Annotated in this window: 12 protein-coding genes; 8 read left to right on the forward strand and 4 right to left on the reverse strand. The window is 52.4% G+C overall.

Going from position 1 to position 23,482, the window contains the following annotated elements; genetic code table 11:
• Positions 1 to 118: 118 nt before the first annotated feature.
• Together EYB48_RS08850 and EYB48_RS08855 are read right to left on the reverse strand one after the other, a co-directional pair.
• Positions 119 to 2,275 (reverse strand): multicopper oxidase family protein, encoded by a 2,157-nt coding sequence (locus tag EYB48_RS08850; protein WP_162019989.1) that lies wholly within the window; start codon positions 2,273 to 2,275, stop codon positions 119 to 121.
• A gap of 472 nt (positions 2,276 to 2,747) precedes the next feature.
• Entirely contained in the window at positions 2,748 to 6,737 is a 3,990-nt protein-coding gene (locus tag EYB48_RS08855) for an FAD-dependent oxidoreductase (protein WP_162019990.1), read from the reverse strand.
• A gap of 154 nt (positions 6,738 to 6,891) precedes the next feature.
• Between EYB48_RS08855 and EYB48_RS08860 the strand changes: the two genes are divergently transcribed.
• On the forward strand, positions 6,892 to 7,128 hold the full coding sequence (locus EYB48_RS08860; RefSeq protein WP_162019991.1) for a hypothetical protein: 237 nt from the start codon (positions 6,892 to 6,894) through the stop codon (positions 7,126 to 7,128).
• A gap of 484 nt (positions 7,129 to 7,612) precedes the next feature.
• Here EYB48_RS08860 and EYB48_RS08865 read toward each other — a convergent pair whose 3' ends face one another.
• Positions 7,613 to 9,358, reverse strand: a complete 1,746-nt coding sequence (locus EYB48_RS08865; RefSeq protein ID WP_162019992.1) for a glutamine--tRNA ligase/YqeY domain fusion protein — start codon at positions 9,356 to 9,358, stop codon at positions 7,613 to 7,615.
• 456 nt (positions 9,359 to 9,814) lie between these two features.
• Here EYB48_RS08865 and dnaE point away from each other — a divergent pair, with 456 nt between their 5' ends.
• From dnaE to EYB48_RS08900, 7 genes are all read left to right on the forward strand, one after another.
• Entirely contained in the window at positions 9,815 to 13,333 is a 3,519-nt protein-coding gene (dnaE, locus tag EYB48_RS08870; protein ID WP_162019993.1) for a DNA polymerase III subunit alpha, read from the forward strand.
• Positions 13,326 to 14,630, forward strand: a complete 1,305-nt coding sequence (locus tag EYB48_RS08875; protein ID WP_162019994.1) for an O-antigen ligase family protein — start codon at positions 13,326 to 13,328, stop codon at positions 14,628 to 14,630. The genes dnaE and EYB48_RS08875 overlap by 8 nt, the downstream gene beginning before the upstream one ends.
• A gap of 204 nt (positions 14,631 to 14,834) precedes the next feature.
• Complete coding sequence (msbA, locus tag EYB48_RS08880; RefSeq protein ID WP_162019995.1) at positions 14,835 to 16,583, forward strand: lipid A export permease/ATP-binding protein MsbA; 1,749 nt, start codon at positions 14,835 to 14,837, stop codon at positions 16,581 to 16,583.
• A 78-nt stretch (positions 16,584 to 16,661) separates the two neighbouring features.
• Positions 16,662 to 17,714: a lipopolysaccharide heptosyltransferase II gene (waaF, locus tag EYB48_RS08885; RefSeq protein WP_162019996.1), complete on the forward strand. Its 1,053-nt coding sequence runs from the start codon at positions 16,662 to 16,664 to the stop codon at positions 17,712 to 17,714.
• Complete coding sequence (locus EYB48_RS08890; RefSeq protein ID WP_162019997.1) at positions 17,707 to 18,300, forward strand: Crp/Fnr family transcriptional regulator; 594 nt, start codon at positions 17,707 to 17,709, stop codon at positions 18,298 to 18,300. Before waaF ends, EYB48_RS08890 begins: the two co-directional genes overlap by 8 nt.
• Positions 18,301 to 18,439: 139 nt before the next feature.
• Positions 18,440 to 20,500 (forward strand): ABC transporter substrate-binding protein, encoded by a 2,061-nt coding sequence (locus EYB48_RS08895; RefSeq protein WP_162019998.1) that lies wholly within the window; start codon positions 18,440 to 18,442, stop codon positions 20,498 to 20,500.
• Positions 20,501 to 20,603: 103 nt separating this feature from the next.
• On the forward strand, positions 20,604 to 21,548 hold the full coding sequence (locus EYB48_RS08900; RefSeq protein WP_162019999.1) for a DUF808 domain-containing protein: 945 nt from the start codon (positions 20,604 to 20,606) through the stop codon (positions 21,546 to 21,548).
• A gap of 101 nt (positions 21,549 to 21,649) precedes the next feature.
• Here the strand turns inward: EYB48_RS08900 and EYB48_RS08905 are convergent, their stop codons facing one another.
• Positions 21,650 to 23,446 (reverse strand): PHA/PHB synthase family protein, encoded by a 1,797-nt coding sequence (locus EYB48_RS08905; protein ID WP_162020000.1) that lies wholly within the window; start codon positions 23,444 to 23,446, stop codon positions 21,650 to 21,652.
• Between the last annotated feature and the right edge of the window lie 36 nt (positions 23,447 to 23,482).

A 23,482-nucleotide genomic window follows, 5' to 3' on the forward strand; every position in this document is an offset into this window, starting at 1 on the left:
TGGTAGATTCCCTTGGTATGCACTTCGTCATTGAGCGAAAAAAAACCTCTGCTCAAACACCTGAGCAGGTGATGAGGCAGAGGTTTTTCGTTTGCATAAGTGCGTGATTTAATGTGACTCAGTGCCCTGCGTGCTCATTCTGCTTAGCCGGAGCGCCATGTCCACCATGTCCACCATGGGCGCCAGAAGACGCACCACCTTTGCTGTTTGGCACAACAACCTTAACGTTTTGCATCATGCCCTGATCTTCATGTTCGAGGATATGGCAATGTAAGACGTATTCACCGATGTAGCGTTGATAGCGGGTTGCCACCTCGATCTCGTAGTTTGGTGCAACTAACAAGGTATCTTTCCACGTACCGACCAGATTCCGGTACTGCTGATAGAAGTCTGAGGTTTTATCTTCCGGGTCTTTGCCTACCCATTTGATTCCAATAATTTGAAAAGGGTTGACGTGAATATGGAAGGGATGACTGCCTACTTTGGATCTGAGTGTCCAAATCTGTTCAGTTCCCAAAATCAGCGTATGGTCAATACGCTCTGGCTTATAGGTATATTCAAGACTAGGTTGCAGGTTGGGATTGAATTTCCCTTCAACCATAAAACGGGTTTTGTCGCTGACTGTAGCGATATCAAAGGTAACGTATTCTTTCGTCTGATTATTCAGTTTTGCCAGTGTTTCAGGCGTAAAGCTCTTATGTGGAACAAATTTATTGAGCTGTAAGCCGTTCTTTAAATCTGCTTTGATTTTTTCGCGCACAAGGGCAGGTTGGGCATTCGCGGCGACTAACAATTGCTGAGTCATGAATTGCGTTTGGCTGGCTTCATCACTTACCCGCGTGGTGTTAGCAGAAGTTTGTCCTGATTTGCCTGCATCAATCACAGCCAGCAAGCGCGCATTTTTGGCCTGATCACTATTCAGCGCAGCACTTGCCTTGTCATCGTAGACGCAATATTGACCTGCATTCGGAAGTGCAAAGAGAATATCGCTGCGATAACCGGGTTGCAGATAATTCGTGATTTTTGAAATCGCTTTGGCATGCGTCAAGCCATCGCTGGCGACCTCAAATTGCCACACATCGCTGCCATTGCATACGTCTTCTATCGATTTTTTTCCACTCAATAAGGCTTCAACTTCCTCAGGCTTGCTGACCTGTTTGATACGCAATTTCACCGTATCCTGAAAGCCCGCATCAATCAGACGCCAGCGATGTACGGTGTTGTGGGCCATTACAATTTTAGGGTGTACCTGGCCATTGATCATGGTGTAGCGCCCTGAAGCACGCCAACTGTCAGGTTTTTCTACCTGATCAAAATTCTCCACCATGCCGACTTCACCCTCAGCACACGACCAAGGGCCAATTTCTTTACCATCTTTATCGTACACACTGTGATAGCTGGAATAGGGCTTGCCCGGCGTGTTTTTGAAACAGGCATACGGCACTTGCTGCAGCATCATCACTTCAGCACTGCTGCCGCCTATTTTAGGTTCGAATTTTTTGAGCAAGGTATCCAGATCACCATTTTTTGCCGGGTTAGGGTAGCGTTCGCCCTTGACGATTAATGCGCCCGTCATGCCACTGGCTACTTGCATCGCAGTCGTGCCGTGCACATGTGGATGGTACCAAAACGTTCCTGCCGGGTGATCGACAGGAACATTGTATTCATACTCAAAACTGACATTAGGCTCAATGGACAGCAATACATTATCGCTATTCCCGCTGGGCGAAATCCACAAGCCGTGCGAATGCAGATTGGTGATATTAAAACAGCCAGGGCTGGCAGGCGCATTCAATTCCGTGGGCGCACACTGAATTTCGGTTTGATCCGTGTGTGCAGAGAGTTTCTCAACCTGCTCAGGCAATTGGTTATGCAACTTAAAACGTACTGTTTGACCAGGCACCATCATCACTGTGGGAGCCTGAAAGCGTGCGGCACCGAGTGTATTGGCATCCCATGATTTATCTTTTCTTTGCTGATAAGCGCGCAGTCTGACTTTATCCGCTGTGCCTGTCACCGGGTTGTAAATGCTACCGTCGGTATAGCGAATAAACAGATCGTAGGACTTCTCAAACTGATCTCTGGGGCCAGGCGTGTGATTCGCAGGAAAGGCATTTGGCGTCAGCAATGGCGGCACTTGTAACACACGTTGGTTAAGCTTAGCCAAGGCGTTAGCGCTTGTCGCATCGTAGGCAAAGGCGGTAGAGCTGCACAGGCTCATCGCGGCGAGCCAAAGCATGGAGTGGCGATGCGGGCATTTAGTTTGGTGTGACATCACTGGCTATCCTTCGTTAATAATGATTGAGGACTTACGCAAAACTGCTCCAGCGGCGTTATGGCTCCTTGCCTTACACCAGTGCTGCTTTCCGCTTGAAGCATTCATTCGTGCTGCTTTACTTCAGTTTTTTTCATTGGGACTTACGCAAAACCGCCCCAGCTGCGTTATGGCTCCTTGTCGTACACTGCGTACTGCCTGCGTCGCCAGGCCTTGCCGGGACAATTTTGCGTAAGTCCTATTAATGGTATAAATTATTAAATTTACATTTCACAAAGGCAACGATAGCACAATTCCATTAAGGCAATTAATTTTATTGTGGCAATGTGTTGCAGAAATTTGTCTCAATCCCGACAAGTCCGCGATCCTGCGCTTTTGCCATTGGCGCAGGGGACATAAGTTGGGGCGAACAGGCTAGTGCCTCGATCAGATTGCGACACCAGCCTGATGGCCGCCCCAACACACGTACTGACTAGGTCTGTATCGTGTTCATGACATTGACCGGTGTAATCAAGTCAAACAACACCGTCGCAGGCACAGCATCGCTATGCGGATGCAAAGTAAAATAGTTAGCGATGTCTTTAGCCTGACGCAGCTGTATGGCTTGTGCGATTTTGCGTACGTCCTGGTAGTACTGATCTGCCACCGTACGTAAGGCAGGGTCGGTAAAGCTATAGGTGTCCTGCAGGTAGTCAATCGACGGCTCCAGTACGCCACGTCCAAACACGGTTTCAGGGTAAGGCCCCTGACCGGTGACGGAAGCGTTGAGCTGGATGTCCAGAAAATTCATGCCACCGACGTCGGGATAGGTCTGCGTTTGTGATGGCAGGCAGGCCAGTATGTCGGCAGGTGTCCACTGGCTGGATGGTGTATCTGCCGGTGGTGCATACATCAGTGTTGAGGCGTTTGGCACAAAGGCGGCCTGATTATAAGCACCGTCGTTGATCACAGTATGCTGCACTGAGAACTGCCAGACAAACATGGTTAACACTTCTTTCAACAGCGCCGCCGTGGTCACGCTGGCTGGGAAACGTTGTGCCTGTTCGACGCCATCCACATAATTAAATGCGGGTATCAATTTGTTGAAGAAGCGCTGTAATTGCACATCGTGCGCGACATCGCTATCGCCATTCGGGTAACAGGTATCGACGAACTGACTGATAAAGCTTTGCATGGCCTCGTACCACAAAGTCGCATCATGTACATAGGGGTAAGAGAAGGGCGTATTGGTGACACCGCGTTTTTGTGTATCTTTAGGAATCGCCAAATCGAGGAAACGGAACTTGCCATCGTCGTTGTACATCTTGTCCTGCAATTGGTAGTTACCAATCCGGCCGCAAGAAAAAATTAAGTCGTAAATGAAGCCGATGTTGTAGACGCCGGCCTTGCCATTCACCTCGCGGCTATTTGGAAAACTCTGGGCATAAGGATGGTAGCTGCTGTCGTAAATCGTCTGCTGGAATTCCACCGTTTTGCTCAGGTGTGGGCTCAGTAATTTAAAAACAGGATGCTGTTGAAATGGCGTCGTGCTGCGTGGCTCGGTGGCTGGATTGAACACCTCTTCCGAGAACAAGGCGATGGATACCATCGCGCCTATCTGATGCGTCAACAACTGATGGAAGCCCACATCATGCAAGGTCTGTCCGGCGCAATTGGTTTGCATTTTTGCGAGTAACCAGGCGTTTTCCGCATTCGCCATATCTGGTGTGAACACTTCACCGTCCTGCTCTAATTGAATAGCAACCGGCAGTAATTCGTTTTGCGCACTGACCGTGAAGAAGACGATGGGTTGCGCTAAATAATAGCCACTTGGAATCACAGTACAGGCTTGTAAGTACTGGCGATAGTCAGCGACATAACGAATATCTGACTGGCTTAATTTGCTATGCCCGGCCAGGCCTGCGGACGCTAACAAATCTTTTAACTGACTTTGATTCACGCTGCTGAGTAAGTTGGGCATAAAGCCTGCTAACTGCTGACGGGCAAACTCATCATCGTCTTTTAACCAATACGCGGGGGCGGGTATGGTTTGGAAATTATTACCGTAGTAAATCGATTCCAGCATCGCGACTGCGTTGCTCATGTCCACTTCAACCGGGGGCAATTTGGCACGCTGTGCGACATTGTCATTCCACTGATTATTGAGCATCTGCAGTACCTGCTTGTCTTGCTCAACAGCTTTCATCGCTTGCGGCACTTTGCTGTAATCGGCGATAAAGGCGGGCACATTACCATCGAACACATACGTGGAGTCACCGTAAATACTGGCGCTGGCATTGGCAGGAATTGCAGCCGCTTCGCGATCAGTTTGATTGTAAAGATACGCATAGCTCAATTGATTCGCCATGGCCGGGTCGCCTTCTACATCGGGTGAAGTAAAGCTGCCCCAGGTTGCGCGCATTTGTTGAATTTTTTTTGTCGCACCAGCCTGTTGCAAAATATTGAGCACGGCGTTGTAGGCAGAATCAAGTGCGCCAACTATCCAGCCATGATGCACCGAGCAGCATTCACCCGCAAAATTTAAGCAGCCATCAAATTCCGGCGTCAGCAGGGTCGGGTACAAATTATTGAACTGGCCTGGATTAAACAGCGCAAATGCGCCGCCACCGGCATGTTCGTCCCAGAACCAGGTCTTAGTGGTTTTACCATCGTGGTATCCGGCAAATTCCTGGTAAATATCGACATCCGGATACAGATATTGTATGCCCTTGAGGCATTCCTCTATCCGTTCTTTATCGCCTAATGCGCCCAGCTTACGTGCATCACCAGCCCAGCAATAGACTTGTAACACACCGGGTTTGCTGTCGTAGCCATAAGAAGGATAAATGATCTGGCGATTCGGTCTGTCGGTGGTGGCTGCGCCATAACCGCCTTCCTGGCGTTCGCCTACTTTAGTCCAGAACTGCGTTTTAAAAGTCAGGAAGGCTTTGAACGACGACATGTAATTACATTCACGGATAGCTTGCGCTTTCGAGAATGAAACATCGTTGAGTAAATTCAGTTTATCCGCACCATTGAGATAAGCGCCCATAGGCAGTGTGGTGATGACATAGGGATAAACCTTATCGACCAGTTTTTCATGACCATGTTCGTCATGATGCTGCAACTTCAGGCGCATGCCACCATGACCATCGAACAAACTGCGATCGTGTTTGAGTTCTATGGCTTTATGTTTTAAATGGACACGGCGTTTTTCACGCGAACGTTCTGCCTGGGTGTCGGCTTTGGGTGTCGATGCTGATGCTGAATTGGCTGACACCGTTGGTGGTAAGGGGCGCGCATCATCGGTGAGATTGGGTGGGTTGTAAATATAGGTGCCGGTGTCTGGTGACGGCAGCATACCAACCTGGATTTGTGCGATCACACCATCTTTGGGCCGCACGCCTTTTTCCAAATCCAAAACCGCACGACAGGCATCAGGAAAATGCTGCATGCCTTTATCTACCGTTAGCATATATACGCCAGGGTCATTTGGGCGATACGGATCTTTACTGCCACCCCAGTCATACACGGCGATTACCATTTCGACGAAGGAGACCGCATACATACCGCTGCCGACATTGGTGGTTTCAAGATAGCTCGCGACAGACCACGGCAGTAAGGCGTTCTTAGGGCCCATCGCAGGGTTGTAGTACTCACCCATATCACCCAGTTTGAATTGCGTGGTGAGGTAATCCCACATCGAATACTGATCAAACTGCATCAAGAGTTCGAAACCGTTGGCGAACGATTGGTCAAATGCCTTCAGGAATGGGCCATTCACCTGGTCCAGCACCATATTCACTGGCAAATAAGCGCCACCGTTGGCATCTTGTTGTGGCGTGACCCAGAAGTCAGGTATATCACCGCCGTTGCGCCGACCAAAATTGAGATCATTCAAGGCATATTCTGGCGTATTGGTAATCGCCGCCGGCATATTATTGAAGCGCAGTCTTTGCTCGGGCGAGCTGTAATAAAATTTGCGCCAGTTGACTTGCTCATGTTCCCGGCCGTTGCGGGCTAACACGGTATTGACCGCCAGGGCTAATTGTTGAACCGGCAGCATATCAGCAGAAAACTGTGGCAGACGCATGCCACCAATTTCGCCATACAAACCCTGTTGATTGCGCTCATCGCTGTGATAATTCGTCGAATACCAGGTGCGTATGCGACCGCCTACCCGTTCCGAACTTTCAAACACTTCGCACTCTATGCCCAGCGATTGCAGAATTAATCCGGAAAACAAACCAGCGAAACCACCGCCAACGATACCCACCATAGGAATATGACTGGGATTGTCATGCGTACTCGATTCCATCTCCGCTTTAAAGCGCTGCGCCTGTTTGCGCGATCGTTGTTGCTGTAAGCTGAGTCGGTAATTCGCACCGTGGTTCGTCAATAACCATTGTGAGAATGCGCCACGTAAAGTTCCGGCTGTAGCGGGCGCTGCCGCGGCAGTCGCTTTAAAAGAGAGATAGCTCATGATGTCATCCAGATTGAGTGTTTCAGGAAAATAGAAGAATACTCGTGCTTGGTAAGGCAAAATCGGGGTAAGACAATGGCACTACAGCTTTAGGGCCTGTTAGCTAAACAACAGAAAAACAATGAGAAAGTAACCTTGCGCTGACCTTGTTGCGATGAGCGGCCTGACAAGCGCGCTGTCTGTGGCAGTACACCTGCTTAGCGCAGTGAATCCAAATGAAGTGACAGATCAGCACAAACTTGCTGTCAGCAAATTACATGCCATCGTTTTTTGTGTGGGGAAGGGAGTGAAGCACTCAGCCGCAATTGTTCCTGACTCAGGCGGCGGGCATGCTCATGTCAACACCAGTGGTATCTTGCACCTGATTTTTTTACATGACACCAACATGTAACTTGGACGATGACGTGTCAATAATGGGCTTGAAGACAAGTGAGCCCAGCCAGGAAATACGGAAATGCGCGTATGCCGGATGCGTACATATCACGCACAGTATGCAAAGTAGCGCGATGCTTAATTCTTTTTTGACCGCTGCGCTGGCGCGTTCGCGATATTGATCAGAGCGAAGCCGCTCATGAAATCTGCACAGGCTGTGCAAGTGGCAGATGTGACGTCAGCCTTGCCGCAACGCTGCTCAATGAAGATGGAGAAAAAATCGTCATTCCCGCGCAGGCGGGAATCCAGCGTCGTTGAATTGAGGCGATTAGCACGAAAAAAACAAAGACACTGGATCCCTGCCTGCGCAGGGATGACGCCTATTTTCTGCAAAGACTCAGTCAGCTATAGACCTGAGTTTTTACGTGGGCGTGTTGCTTGCACTTTGAGTGTCGAAGATGGAGAGAAAGGGCAATTAGCCCTGTCTCTCAGATTAAAACAACTTACTTCCCAAACGAATCCTTCAAAGTCGTAATCCGGTTAAACACCGGTTTGCCGACGCTGCTGTCAACGCGGTCGGTCACGAAATAGCCGTGGCGTTCGAATTGCAGGCGGGTGTCGGGGGCGATGTTGTGTAAGCCGGGTTCGACGTAGGCGCGTATGGTTTCCAGGGAGGCCGGGTTGAGCAGGGTCATGAAGTCCTTGCCGCCTGCGTCCGGGTTGGCGTCGGTGAACAGGCGGTCGTACAGGCGTACTTCCACTTCCATTGCATCGGCTGCGTTGACCCAGTGGATATTGCCTTTGACTTTGTAGTTGGCGCTGCCTTCGGTGCCGGATTTACTGTCGGCGAAGTAGTTGCAATGTACCGCGATCACGTTGCCGTTTTCATCTTTGTCGCAGCCTGTGCATTCGACCACATAGCCATAACGCAGACGGACTTTATTGCCGGGGAACAGACGGAAATAGCCTTTGACCGGCTCTTCCATGAAGTCTTCCTGTTCTATCCACAGTTCTTTACCGATGGTGAATTCGCGGTTGCCGCGTTCCGGATGATGCGGGTGTACCGGTGCGCTGCAGGCGATGTTCTGAGCTTCAGGGAAGTTATCGATGATCAGTTTCAGTGGACGCAGTACGGCGGTGGCGCGTGCCGCTTTCGGGTCGAGATCTTCGCGCAGGCAGCCTTCCAGCGTGCTGTAATCGATCCAGCCGTCGGAGCGGGTCACGCCTATGCGTTCGCAGAAGGCCTGGATAGATTCCGGTGTATAGCCACGGCGACGGATACCGACCACGGTAGGCATGCGCGGATCATCCCAGCCGCTGACGATGCCGTCTTCGACCAGCTTGCGCAATTTACGCTTACTGGTCACGACATAGGTCAGGTTCAGACGCGCGAATTCATACTGACGCGGTACCGGACGTTGTACAAAACCGCCTTCTGCGGCGCGTTCGATAATCCAGTCGTAGAAAGGACGGTGATCCTGGAATTCCAGGGTGCAGATAGAGTGCGAGATATTTTCTATCGCGTCTTCCAGCGGATGCGCGTAATCGTACATCGGGTAGATGCACCAGGCGTCACCGGTGCGGTGATGATGCGCATGGCGGATACGGTAGATGGCCGGATCGCGCATATTCATGTTCGGCGAAGCCATGTCGATTTTGGCACGCAGGATGTGCTCGCCGTCTTTGAATTCACCGGCTTTCATACGACGGAACAGGTCCAGCGATTCAGCGGCGCTGCGCTCACGGAAAGGTGAATTCACACCCGGCTTGGAAAAGTCACCGCGATTGGCTGCCATGTCTTCAGCCGACTGGCTGTCTACATAGGCGTGGCCAGTGCTTATCAGGTGTTCAGCGATGGCATAGAATTTGTCGAAATAATCGCTCGCGAAATACAGGTGATTACCGCCGCCTTTGGCTGCGGATTCCTGCCAGTCAAAGCCCAGCCATTTCACGCTGTCCATGATGGAGTCTACGTATTCCTGGTCTTCTTTTTCCGGATTGGTGTCATCAAAACGCAGATGGCAGCGGCCATCGTAGTCGCGTGCCAGACCAAAGTTCAGGCAGATCGATTTAGCGTGGCCGATATGCAGATAACCATTAGGCTCAGGCGGGAAGCGCGTGATCACGCTGGGCATGCCATCGCGCTGATAAGTACCTGCGGCCTGGTCGTTATCGATGATGGCGCGTAAAAAGTTAGATACCGGTGCGGCTTCGGCTGCCGCTGCTTTATTTTTGTTGTCGTTGCTCATAGTCTGGCCATTCAGGACGATACGTGATTATTTATGTATTAAATATCAAAAATTTAATTTAATACGGTGATTTTTTTAAGGGCTGACAGCAAACTGTTTTGCCGCGCCCATATATACATGGAGGCACACACAGGCTGCGCCTCGGCCATTTGGCCAGCGCTGCGAGGCGTGTGCATCCATAGTGGGATGTCAAGTATTTTACCGTAGCGCAGCACAGAAAGTGCGTTTGTTTGCGCTTCTGGCGGGGAAAAGCGCAGTAAAGCCGCGTCTGGCAGGCTAGTCACAGCACTGAGTGCACATCATTTTATTGAAAAGCTAAGTTTCAGCTTATCCGTGCCGCCCTAACAATAAGTCGGTCGCAGCCTGTTACTGCGCATGCTGGAGAATGTTCAGGAAAGCTGGCCGAAATCTGCGCCGGACTACTGTAACTGCAGCTTGGCGCGGTAGAATAGCGGGATGACTACAGAATTGATAATTTCTCCCGACCAGACAGTGACGTCTGAGGCCAGCGGCCCGCGTGATCCCCAATTTGTGCACTTACGTGTCCACTCAGAATATTCTATCGTGGATGGTCTGGTGCGCATCGACGATGTGATCAAGGCGGCGGCTAAGGATAAGCAGCCTGCGCTGGCGGTGACCGACCTGGCCAATTTATTTGGTATGGTGAAGTTTTATAAGGCCGCACGTGGCAAGGGCATGAAGCCTGTCGCCGGTTGCGATGTCTGGATCACAAATGACAATGACCGCGATAAGCCTACCCGCATGCTGCTGCTGGTAAAAAACCGTCAAGGCTATTTGCAGTTGTGTGAATTGCTGGCGACAGCCTGGCTCACCAATCAGCATCGTGGTCGCGCCGAGCTGCGCATAGAATGGCTGAAGCAATTACAGGACAGCGGTGCCGGTGGCAACCTGATCGCCTTGTCCGGCGCGCATTTTGGTGATGTCGGTACTGCGATTGACAATGGCAATATCGCGCTGGCCGAGCAATTGGCACTTCAGTGGGAAAGCATCTTCCCGCGCCACTTTTATATCGAGATACAACGGGCTGGTCAGCCGAATATGGACAACCATGTGCGCGCTGCGGTCGCATTGGCGGGCCGTTTGCGTCTGCCGGTGGTGGCAACCCATCCGGTGCAGTTCCTGAGCAAAGATGATTTCACTGCGCATGAGGCGCGGGTCTGTATCGCGGAAGGCGATATGCTTGCCAATGGCCGCCGGGTGCGCCGCTTCAATGATCAGCAATGCTTTAAAACCCAGCAAGAGATGCAGGTCTTGTTTGCTGATTTGCCGGTGGCATTGAAAAATTCGGTAGAGATCGCCAAACGCTGCAATCTGACGCTGGAACTGGGTAAGCCTAAGCTGCCGGATTTCCCAACGCCGGATGGCATGAGCCTGAATGATTTCCTGGTGTTTGAAGCACAGCGCGGGCTGGAATTCCGTCTGCAGCATTTGTTCACTAACGAAGAAAAGCGCGAAAAAGAGCGGCCACGCTATGAAGCCCGCCTCAAGTTCGAAACCGATACCATCATCAAGATGGGTTTCCCCGGTTACTTCCTGATCGTGGCAGACTTTATTCAGTGGGCCAAAAATAATGGCGTACCGGTGGGGCCAGGCCGTGGTTCCGGCGCGGGCTCGCTGGTGGCGTATTCGCTGTTGATTACCGACCTCGATCCGCTGCAATACAACCTGCTGTTCGAACGTTTCCTGAATCCTGAACGCGTTTCCATGCCCGACTTCGATATCGATTTCTGTCAGGAAGGCCGTGACCGCGTGATTCAGTACGTGAAAGACCGCTATGGTAAAGACGCGGTTTCGCAGATTGCGACCTTCGGTACCATGGCGGCCAAAGGCGCAATCCGTGACGTCGGGCGGGTGCTGGATTTTGGCTACATGTTCTGCGATGGCGTGTCTAAGCTGATTCCTTTCAAACCGGGAAAACAAGTCACCATCGCTGAGGCGATCGTCGAAGAACCTTTGCTGGCTGAGCGTCAGGAAAACGAGGAAGAGGTCAAAACCCTGCTCGATCTGGCACAGCAGGTAGAAGGCATCACCCGTAACATCGGTATGCATGCGGGGGGGGTGTTGATCGCACCGGGCAAGCTGACCGATTTTTGTCCGCTGTACACCCAGGGCGGCGATTCCGGTGTGGTCTCGCAATATGATAAAGACGACGTGGAAGCAGTCGGTCTGGTCAAGTTCGACTTTTTGGGTCTGACTACGCTGACCATTCTGGACCGTGCGGTGCGTTACATCAAAATGCTGGACCCGGCGCTGCAAGACTTTGATCTGGCCAAGCTGCCGCTGGATGACCGTGCTTCTTATGACTTACTGACCAAGGCAAAAACCGTAGCCGTGTTCCAGCTGGAAAGCCGCGGCATGCAGGGCATGCTGAAAGATGCGCGGCCAGACCGCTTTGAAGACATTATCGCGCTGGTGGCTTTGTACCGTCCGGGTCCTATGGATCTGATACCCGACTTCTGCAAACGTAAGCACGGCGAAAAATTTGATTATCCCGATCCGCGTACCGAAGGCATTTTGTCTGAAACTTACGGCATCATGGTGTATCAGGAGCAGGTGATGCAGATGGCGCAGGTGGTTGGTGGTTACTCATTGGGTGGCGCTGACTTACTGCGTCGTGCCATGGGTAAGAAAAAAGCCGAGGAAATGGCGGAGCACCGTAAGATTTTCCGTGAAGGTGCGGCCAAGGGCGGTTTGTCTGAGCAAAAAGCCGACGAGATTTTCGATTTGATGGAAAAATTCGCGGGTTACGGCTTCAATAAATCCCATGCGGCCGCCTACGCGCTGCTGTCTTACCACACCGCTTATCTGAAAGCCCATCATCCGGCCGCGTTCATGGCAGCCAATATGTCGCTCGCCATGGATGATACTGACAAGGTGAAAATCCTGGTCGAAGATGCGATGGATATCTGCAAGCTCAAAATGCTGCCGCCGGATATCAATCAGTCTGACTACCGTTTTATGCCAGTTGGTGAGCCAGGTAAAAAAGCGACTCAGATCCGCTATGGTCTGGGCGCAGTCAAGGGTTCTGGCCAAAACGCGATTGAAAACATCGTTGCTGCACGTGAGGCCGACGGACCATTCAAGGATTTATTCGATTTCTGCAAACGCGTCGATAAACGCCAGGTCAACCGCCGCACCATAGAATCGCTGATACGTGCCGGTGCTATGGATAGTCTGGGTAAAGACCGTGCGGTCTTACTGGCTACCGTGACACTCGCGATAGAAGCGGCAGAGCAGGCCGATGCGGCCGCCAATCAGGTCAGCCTGTTTGGTGACGATGATGATCTGATCCCGCCACCGGAATACATCAGTGTGCCGCATTGGACTGATAAAAAACGGCTGACCGAAGAGAAGCTGGCGCTGGGCTTTTATTTGTCTGGGCATTTGTTTGATTCCTATGCGCCGGAAGTCCGTCAGTTCATCAAGACCACACTCGCCAAAGTTGAACCTTCGCGCGATTTGCGTATGATTTGCGGCATCATCACCGGTGTACGTACCCAGATGACCCAGCGCGGCAAGCTGATGGTGGTGACGCTGGATGACAGCACTGCGGTGGTGGAAGTCACGGTCTACAGCGAGCTGATGGAGGAGTTTAAATCACTGCTGAAAGAAGATGAGTTTTTAGCGGTATTGGGCAAGGTATCGGAAGATCGTTTTTCAGGCGGTATGCGCATCTCGGCAGAAAAGCTGATGGACATAGGCCGCGCGCGCGTGCAGTTCTCGCAAGGCTTGCGTTTAAATCTGGATGCCAGCACCGACACTAAAAAATTACAGGAACTGCTCAAGCCACACCTGAATCCTGATGGTTGCCCGGTGGTGGTGAATTACCAGAATACCCAGGCCAGCGCGGAGTTGTATCTGTCTGACCAGTGGCGCGTGAATCCGGATGACACGCTGCGCGCCAATCTGGCGGAGTGGCTATCGGCTAAGAACGTGAATATTGATTATGCGTGACGCTATCCATAGCACGGCCAGCACCAATACGCCAATGACAGCGCGCAGCGATTGGCCCGAGCAAGTTGCGGTGTGGCTGCCGCTGACGCTGTTTTTTCCTGTGGCCTGGATGTACACCGGCGTGGTGTTGTTTTATCTGAGCCTGCTGGTGTCAGGTAACTGGCAACAAAAATGGCAGCGCTTGCGTCAGCACCCCATGCTGTTACCCATCCTGGGCTTATCGGCGGTGACCGCCGTGGTGGCTGCGCTGCACGGGAAGCCAGACGGGGCACAACAGGAATTCTGGCCCGCGTTTGGGCATTACCAGACCTATCTGTTTCTGTTGCCCTTCCTGACTTTGCAAGCCGGTGCCTGGCAGGGCAGGGCGCTGAACGTGTTTTTCGGCGGTGCCACGCTGGCGGCTTTTTTGTTTGTACTCTCCAGTCTGCATCTGCTGCCCGACGTGACCTTGTTCCGCAGTTATGTGGTCTACCTCGGCAATAAATCTATCCTGCTCGGTATGTTGCTGGCGATTGCCAGTGCCTGGCTGTTAAGCGGACTGGTAGCCAGAGAGAAAAACAGTGCTGTGCAATGGCTGCAGTTTTTGTTTATCACGGCAGCGATGCTCTTGCTGTCCAAAACCCGTACCGCACTGGTGATCTGGGTGCTGATGCTGTTATTGATGATGCTGAGTCGTCTGCGCTGGAATTGGCGCAGCCTGCTGATTGCGGCCTTACCATTGCTGGCAACTGTTGGTCTGTGGCAATATGCGCTCAGCCAGCCACGTCCGCCCAGCTGTGTGGTAAATGCGGTGCAGGCTGCACCGTGGGAAAAAGTGCGTTTGCGCGGCGTCTGTACTCTGCAGCAGATACGGGATTTTTCTGAGGGCAGACGTACTGGTGATGATGATGGCATGCGTACTGAGCTGTATCGGGTGACCTCAGGTTTGATTGCGGAAGCACCGTGGAGCGGCCACGGCATAGGCAGCTGGATGCCCTTGTATCGCGAACGTGCGCAGGGCTTGTCGAGTTCTACCATGACGACGCCGCATAGCGACTATCTGCTGTACCTGACAGAAACCGGTGTGCTGGGCATGCTGGCCTTGTTGCTGATCTATGCGCAGCAAGCGCGCCTGGCATGGCGCTACAGCCGCAGTGCAGCGTCGGATCAGCGTAGCCTGGCGATGCCGCTGGCGATGCTGACGCTTGGTATGGTTTGCGGTGCAGCGTTTAATGCGATCCTGCGCGATGGGGTGTTTGCGATGGCTTTTCTGGTACTGTTGGCAGTCTTGCTGGCCGGTGCGAAGCGACCAGCCTGAGGCTGAACGCCAGCGTGGAAACGCAGCAGCAAACCGGAACGCAGATAAAAGCAGAATTCAGGTGACGGGGCAGCGCCCCGTCTTTTATTTTTTCAGGAAGGCTGCAGCCCGCGCTATCCTGTGACGCATTGGTGAAGCATATTTTTGCGCTTCACTTGCTGTCCGGGTCACGCTGATGAGCAGCCTTCTCAGGGTTTACACATTATGGCAACACTCAATAAATCGATCACTACCCGCCTGTGGCAAGCGCTGTGGCAGTACAAGCCCTATCTGTTACTGACACTACTGACTATGATAGGAACAGCACTGACGGAGGTCGCACTGCCTAAGGCACTTGGCTATCTGTTGGATAATGGCTTTCATTCCCGAGCTTCTGCACCAGTTAAGCAATTTCCGCTTTGGTATGTGCCTGCCGCATTAATGGGGATTTTTTTGTTTCGCGGTATCTGTACTTTCATCACCAGTTATCTGATGAGCCGTATCGCGATCAATTTGCTCAATGATTTGCGTGCCCAGATTTTTCGCAAGCTGATGCAGGTACCGATCGGCTTCTATCACAAAGAATCCAGCGGCCGCATCATCAACACCATTATGTTCGAGGCGCAGCAAATCGTAGAAATGATCAAGGTCTCGATCACTACCTTGTTCCGCGACTCACTCACCGTGCTGGCGCTGATGTCTTATCTGATCTGGCTGAACTGGAAGCTGACCCTGGTCACGCTGATCCTTATACCCGGCATTTCTGTGCTGGTGCGTTCAGTCAGTAAACGCTTACGCCGTCTGAACCAGCAGCAGCTGGATTTGAATGGTGAACTGACCCAGGTAATAGAGGAAAGTACCCGTGCTCATCAGGTGATACGCATCTTCGGTGGGCAACAGTATGAGCAGCAGCGCTTTGAAGAAAAGAACGGCGAACTCGGTAACTACGCGTTGAAAACCACGGTGGCGGTTGCATTTACCACGCCACTCACGCAGTTGCTGGCGTCGGTCGCCATTTCTATCGTGATCGTACTCGCGCTGATACAAAGCAGGGCCGACACCACGACGGTCGGACATTTTGTGGAATTTATTACGGCGATGCTGATGTTGCTGACTCCGCTGAAACGCTTGGCTGATTTGAATGGCCCTATGCAGCGCGGTATGGCGGCTGCGGAATCGGTATTTGGCATGGTCGATACTGCCGGTGAAGACATGGCTGGACAGCGTTTGCCCCAGCGTGCCCAGGGCGCGCTGCGTTTCGAGCAAGTTGGCTTCAGCTATGCAGGGCAAGAGCAGGAAGCCTTGAAGCATATCGATCTGGATGTACAGGCTGGCGAAACTATTGCGCTGGTCGGTATGTCGGGTGGCGGTAAAACTTCGCTGGTGAATCTTGTGCCGCGTTTTTATGCACCGACCCAGGGCCGTATCCTGCTCGATGGCATCGCCTTGTCGGATATCGCACTCGATAGCCTGCGCAGCCAGATCGCGATGGTGAGTCAGAATGTGGTGCTGTTTGATGACAGTATCGCCGCCAATATCGCGTACGGCGATACAGCACCGGATCAGGCCAGAATCGATAATGCGGTCAGGGCCGCGCATCTGACGGACGTGGTAGCGGAATTGCCAGAAGGTTTGCAGACCCGCATCGGTGATAACGGCATGCGCTTGTCCGGCGGCCAGCGTCAACGTCTGGCGATTGCGCGCGCGATTTACAAAGATGCGCCTATCCTGATTTTGGATGAAGCCACGTCTGCGCTGGACAGCGAATCTGAGCGTGCCGTACAGGCTGCGCTGGACGAGCTGATGCAGGGCCGCACTACCTTAGTGATCGCTCACCGCCTGTCGACCATAGAACGCGCGAGCCGTATCGCGGTGATGGTGGAGGGGCAGATCGTTGAAGTAGGCACTCACGCAGAGTTACTGAAAAAAGAAGCTGTGTATGCCAACCTGCATCGCTTACAATTTGCAGCCTGACAAGATCAATCAATGGGAGATCAGGATGCACCTGGCCAATAAGCAGAGCGCGGCCAGGCGCCTCCGGTATGTAGCAGCATGAAACAGAAACTCAGTCTTGCCCCGCGTCTGCTGGTGATCGCTCCGAACTGGATAGGCGATGCCGTGATGGCGCAGCCCTTATTGCAGCTACTCAGACAGCAGCAGCCCGATGCCATCATCGATGTGCTGGCGCCAGCCTGGGTTGCGCCGGTTTTGCGTGCGATGGCAGAGGTGAATGAGATCATACAAACGCCGTTTCAGCATGGGGCTTTGCAACTGAAAGAGCGCTGGCGTTTTGCGCAGCAATTGCGCGCGCGTGGCTACAGCGCCGCCTATGTATTACCTAACACGATTAAATTTGCGCTGATCCCCTGGATGGCGGGTATACCGCTGCGCGTGGGCTATCGCGGTGAAAGCCGCTATGGCCTGATCAACCGCATGCATCTTGACGATAAATCGCAGCCGCGTCCCATGGTGCCTTTTTATGCTGCTCTGGCTTTTCCACCCGCACCGGAATTACCGGCGCAACTGCCTAAACCTAAGCTGACCCTGGATGCAGAGCGTATCGCTGCAGTATTGGCTGAGCTTAAGCTGGATGCCAGTAAACCCTTAATCGTGATGGCACCCGGTGCAGAGTTTGGCCCGGCCAAGCGCTGGCCGGAACAACACTTCGCGACACTGGCGCAGCAGATACAGCAAAGCGACAAGGAAGCCCAAGTCGTACTGCTGGGTTCCGGCAAAGATGTTGAAGTCTGCGATAGCATCGCAGCGCTGGCACCGCAGGTGACACAACTGGCAGGTAAAACCAGCCTGTATCAGGCGGTCGCGCTGATTGCAGCGGCAACGGCGGTGGTCAGTAATGATTCCGGCTTGCTGCATATCGCTTCAGCCTTTAACCGGCCTGTGCTGGCGATCTATGGCCCGACGGATCCCGATCATGCGCCGCCATTTTCCAGCGTCGCGCATTCCTTCTCTTTGCGTCTGGATTGCGCACCTTGCCGCCAGCGCGTCTGTCCGCTCGGTCATCAGGATTGCATGCAAAAGCTGTTACCGGCTCAGATATGGCAGCCTTTGCAGCAAATACTGCAGGCAGGGAGTGCACATGACTGAAGCCGTGCAGGAGAAATGTCAGCTATTGCGTCTGATGGAACAAGCGGCTGGCTGTACCTTACCAGCGGCCGCGAAGTTGCAACAGGCGGTCAGCCTCAGAAAAATTCATAAAGGCCAGCAGGTATTTGCAGCTGGTGAATGGCAGCCCTATGTGTATGTGGTCAGTAAAGGGATTTTTAAACTGACTTATCTGTCCGAAAACGGGCAGGAGTGGATCAAATCTTTTATCGGAGAAGCGGGTTTTTTTGCCTGCCCGAACGTACTCATCAGTGGTTTGAAAACGGATTTTTTTGTGACAGCGATCGAAGATAGTCAGATTGAACAAGTCGATTATGCGCTGCTGAAATCGCTGGCAGAGACTTATCCCGAATGGCAAAAAGCAATTCGTGGCTTGCTGGAATCGCATATCGTCCGAAAAGAACAACGTGAACGCGAATTGCTGACCATGACGCCGGATGCGCGCTATCTGTCATTTTTGCAGCACTATCCTGAGGTGGCTGCGCGCGTACAATTGCGTGATCTTGCCCATTATCTGGGAGTGACGCCTGAGGCGCTGAGCCGGATACGAAAACGGCTGCATGGCTGAGCTGCTTTAGCGCAGGATTGTTGTTGGTATTGCTGTACAATGAAAGATAGAATCATTATAAAATTCCAATTGTTTTTGTACCTTCCCTGAACCCTGCTTCACCTTTTTACACGGCCACACTGGTCCTGGGTGATTTGCCATGAGCTTGAAATTTCGTGTGCTGCTGTGTTGTCTGTGCATAGCCAGTCAACTGTCCCCGATGCTGACAGGGGAGGCGCATGCTTTGGAAAAAGTGGTTTTGCAATTGAAATGGACGCACGCGTTTCAATTCGCTGGCTATTATGCCGCGCAACAGCAGGGTTACTATAGTCAGGCCGGACTTGACGTGGAATTGCGTGAAGTCAGTCCGCAGGCTACAGGCTTGAATGTGCTTGATGAAGTCGTCAGCGGACGCGCTCAGTTTGGTGTTGGCACCAGCAGCCTGCTGTTGGCCAGAAAAGCGGGTAAGCCTGTGGTCGCGCTGGCCGTGATTTTCCAACATTCGCCCCAAATCCTCATAGCAAGAAAAAAATCGGATCTGCAATCCGTGCATGACTTGAGTGGTAAGCGTTTAATGCTGGAGCCGCAGTCTGATGAGCTGGTTGCCTACCTGCGCAGCATCGGTATTAAGGATGCGACCATGAAAACGGTAGACCATAGTTTCTCCACTCAGGATTTTATCGATGGCAAAGTAGATGTGATGTCAGCTTATGTCACGAATGAACCATTTTTTCTGAATCAGTCTCCAGTCGACTATCAGATCTATACGCCGCGCTCTGTGGGCATAGACTTTTATGGTGACAACCTGTTCACCACAGAACAGGAAATCAAACAACATCCTGAGCGTGTACAAGCCTTTCGGGACGCCAGTCTGCGCGGTTGGGAATATGCGATGGCGCATCCTGCTGAAATCATCGCGCTGATCTTGCGCAGCTATCCGGAACGGATGAGCAGTCCGCAAGCCAAAGCTGCCTTGCAGTTTGAAGCACAGCAAATGCAGGCTTTGTTAAGGACGGATTTACTCGCAATTGGCTATATGCATCCGGGAAGATGGCGGCATATCGCCGATACCTATGCCGGCATGGGTATGCTGCCTGAAGGGTATGCGCTGGATGGTTTTCTTTATGATGATCCGCATGATCACAAAAATAGTTTGCTGTATTTCTGGATAGGGCTGACTTTACTGATTGCGTCCGGGGTAGCCATGCTGGCCCTATACATTTTCCGGGTTAATCGCCGCCTGGCGCTTAGTATGCACGAATTGCAAGAGCAATCCGTGCGCTTAACGCTGTTATCTATGGCGGTCGAAAACAGCCCGGCATCGGTGCTGATTACCGGGCCGGATACCCGTATCGAATATGTGAATCCGCAGTTTTCTAAGGAGACCGGCTACAGTGCGGAAGAGGTCTTTGGTAAAACGCCTAAATTGCTGCAATCCGGTATGACCAGCCAGCAGACCTATGCATCGATGTGGGCGAATCTGAATCAGGGTAAGTTGTGGTCAGGCGAATTAATTAACCGCCGCAAGTCTGGCCAGATTTACTGGGAAGAGGCATTGATCGCGCCGGTACGTAATCAGCAAGGTGAAACCACCCATTTTGTGGCGGTAAAACGCGATATTACCGAACGTAAGCGGGCTGATGAAAAGCTGGCGCATATGGCGCATCACGACAGCCTGACCAATTTGCCGAACCGGGTTTTATTTTTTGAACGGGTGCAGTACGGCCTGACGCTTGCCCGTCGTCAGCAAAGTCAGCTGGCACTGATGTTTATTGATCTGGATAGATTTAAACCTATCAATGATAATTACGGTCATGCGGTTGGCGATGCGATTTTGCAGGAGGCAGCGCGCCGCATGTCTGAATTGCTGCGCGAATCCGATACCATAGGCAGAATCGGCGGTGATGAATTTGTCGGCCTGATGATGGATATAGGATCGGTCACGGTGGCCGAGCAACTGGCGACAAAAATCTGCCAAACGCTCAGTCGTCCGTTTGAGTTTTCCGGTGTACAGCATGAGATCACTGCCAGTATCGGTGTTGCACTGTTCCCGCATCATGGTGAAGATGAGCGTAGTTTATCGCGTGCCGCCGATATCGCCATGTATCATGCCAAAGCTGGTGGCAGGAATGCGGTCCGCATTTTTGAGACTGAAATGCAGGATAATTATCTGCTGGCGGATACTGAAACCCGCGTCATGCCAGCTTCTCCCAGGCAGTAATTCGTAGGGTGAAATCATAGATGATGGTGGCATCAGGGCTGGCAGCTTTTTCGCCAAGCCTGACAGCTAATTTTTGGATGTTAATTTTTTTTGAAAGCGTTTTATGGCTGGTGCCAGTTTATTGACTTTGTTTGATGATATTGCGACTGTATTGGACGACGTCGCTGCCATGACGAAAATCGCGGCAAAAAAAACATCAGGTGTACTCGGTGATGACCTGGCGCTGAATGCAGAGCAAGTCTCAGGTGTGCGTGCTGCGCGTGAATTGCCGGTGGTTTGGGCAGTAGCCGTGGGCTCGATACGAAATAAGCTGATTTTGTTGCCGCTGGCTTTGTTATTCAATGCACTCGCACCATGGGCGGTAATGCCTTTGCTGATGATAGGTGGCGCCTATTTGTGCTATGAAGGCTTTGAAAAAATTGCGCATTCATTTTTGCATACCGATGCAGAAGAGCAGCAGGAACAGGATGAATTACTGGCGGCCGTGGCCAGAGAGGATCTGGATATCCTGGCGCTGGAAAAAGAAAAAATCAAAGGCGCGATCCGCACCGATTTTGTGCTCAGTGCCGAGATCATGATCATCACGCTGGGTACGGTTGCGACCGCGCCCTTCATGTCGCAACTGACAGTGCTATCGCTGATCGCAGTCGTGATGACGGTCGGCGTGTATGGACTGGTAGCAGCGATTGTGAAGCTCGACGATATGGGCTTGTATCTGCAGCGTCATGCGTCTCCGGGTGGACTGGGCGGCATACAAAAGCTGGTCGGTGGCGGCTTGCTAGCCTTCGCTCCTTTGCTGATGAAGTCGCTGACGGTGATCGGTACAGTCGCGATGTTTATGGTCGGCGGTGGCATCCTGACCCATGGCCTGCCATTTGCTCACCACTGGAGTGAAAACCTGACTCATCTGGCGCAAGGCTTGCCGGGTGGTCAGCTGTTGGCGGTGATTACTCCTATGAGTTTTGACACTGTGCTGGGTGTGATTGCCGGTGCGCTGGTGTTAGCCGGGGTAAGTATTGTGAGTAAAATCCGTAGCCGCCGTGCCTGAAGATTGAGTTTCGCGCGGAAGAACGCAAATAAAACGCAAATTAAACGCAAATCAAAAAAAGGGAGTCCTCATGTGAGCGACTCCCTTTTTTCATTACCCAGTCAGCGCAGCATCACATAGTTGCCAGGAGCTGCGCACAGACTGGCTGCGGCATCGGGTAGTTGTGCTGCTGACTTTGCTGCGCTGCTGTTTTTCGCCAGCCACTGATGCCAGTGCTCCCACCATGAACCCTGTACTGTTTCTGCATCCCGCAACCAGCTCTCTGCATCGGGTTTGATCGCGCCTTGCACGCTGCTTACACCCAGTTGATAGCTGCGGTGGGCATGGCCGGGTTCGGACACGATACCGGCATTGTGTCCGCCTGAGGCGAGGATGAAATCTACCGTGGTGTCGGTCAGCTGATGAATCTTGAAAACGGATTTCCAGGGGGAGACATGATCTTTGACCGTGCCCACCACATATAGCGGCACCTGTATGTCTTGCAGATGCAGCGGCTGCCCTTCGTACAGATAGCGGCCCTGCGCCAGATCATTGTGCAGGAACAGATGCTGCAGATACTCGCTGTGCATACGGTAAGGCATACGGGTGGTATCGGCATTCCAGGACATCAGATCATTGGTCGTATCGTCTTCACCCAGCATGTAGTGGCGCATGATGCGCGACCAGATCAGATCGCGTGAATTCAATAGCTGGAAAGACGCGCCCATTTGCTTTCCATCCAGATAACCCTGCTTCCACATCAATGCATCCAGCATGGCGAGCTGGCTTTCATCGATGAACAGGCCCAGTTCGCCGGGTTCGCTAAAGTCAGTCTGTGCCGCCAGCAGGCTGATGCTGGCCAGTTTGGGGGCATTGTTATCGGATTGACGCTTCGCCAGTGCAGCGGCACCAATGGCGAGCAAGGTGCCGCCCAGACAATAGCCAGTCGCATGGATCGCCGCGTGCTGCGTTATGTCGCTGACTTGCTGTAAGGCTGCAAACAAGCCGGATTCCAGATAATCATTCATGCCCAGATCACGGTCAGCCGCATCCGGATTTTTCCAGGAAATCATGAATACCTGATGTCCCTGTTCCAACAGATAGCGTACCATGGAATTCTGCGGCGACAGATCAAGAATGTAATACTTCATGATCCAGGAAGGGACGATCAGCACCGGTTCGGCATAGGTATTTGGGCTAAGTGGCCGGTAATGGATCAGTTCTATCAGATGATTGCGGAATACCACACTGCCTTCTGTGAGCGCCACATCGCGCCCGGGCTGATAGGGTAAATCCGGTGCAGCAGCCTTGGCTTGTAGCTTTCCTTGCAAGGCAACAGCTGCATCCTGCATCCAGTGTTGCATGCCATGCTGCAGACTGCTGCCCTGGGTAGTGCGGGCCGTCTCCAGCACTTCGGGATTGAGTGCCGGGTAGTTGACTGGCGACAGGACATCCAGCCATTGGCGCGCCATAAAGCTGACGACGTTTTCGTGATGGCTTTGTACGCCACGTACACCCGTGGTTGCGCTGTCCCACCATGCCTGATTCTGCAAAAAACTTTTCGCCAGTGCGTTATAGGGCCAGGCTGACCAGCCAGTGTGGCTGTAGCGTTTATCGTCGCCCGCCTCGGGCTGAGTCGTACCGTTCTGTACTGCCTGACCCAGGAATAAAGGCCATTCCGCCATTTGCTGTTGCCATAAGCGCTGTAACTCCATTTGCTTGCCCGGCGCGAAGGACAAATGTAAGCCCCAGTCCATCCAGGCCAGGATCACGCTGGCCGGTGAAATGCCGCCTGTCCATTGTGCGAGTTGATTGTGCAAGGCCAGGTCTAGCGGGTGTACCGACTGCTCACGGGTCAGGTAGCAAATGCTGCCGGGCTGGGCAGATGTGGATGGCGCGCTGCTTTTGGGCTGATTCATGGTGGGCTCCGGTTTCGTGCTGTAGTTTCATTGTGG

The sequence above is a fragment of the Cognatundibacterium crateris genome, from assembly GCF_010078235.1.
Classification (GTDB): Bacteria; Pseudomonadota; Gammaproteobacteria; order Burkholderiales; family Burkholderiaceae_D; genus Undibacterium; species Undibacterium crateris.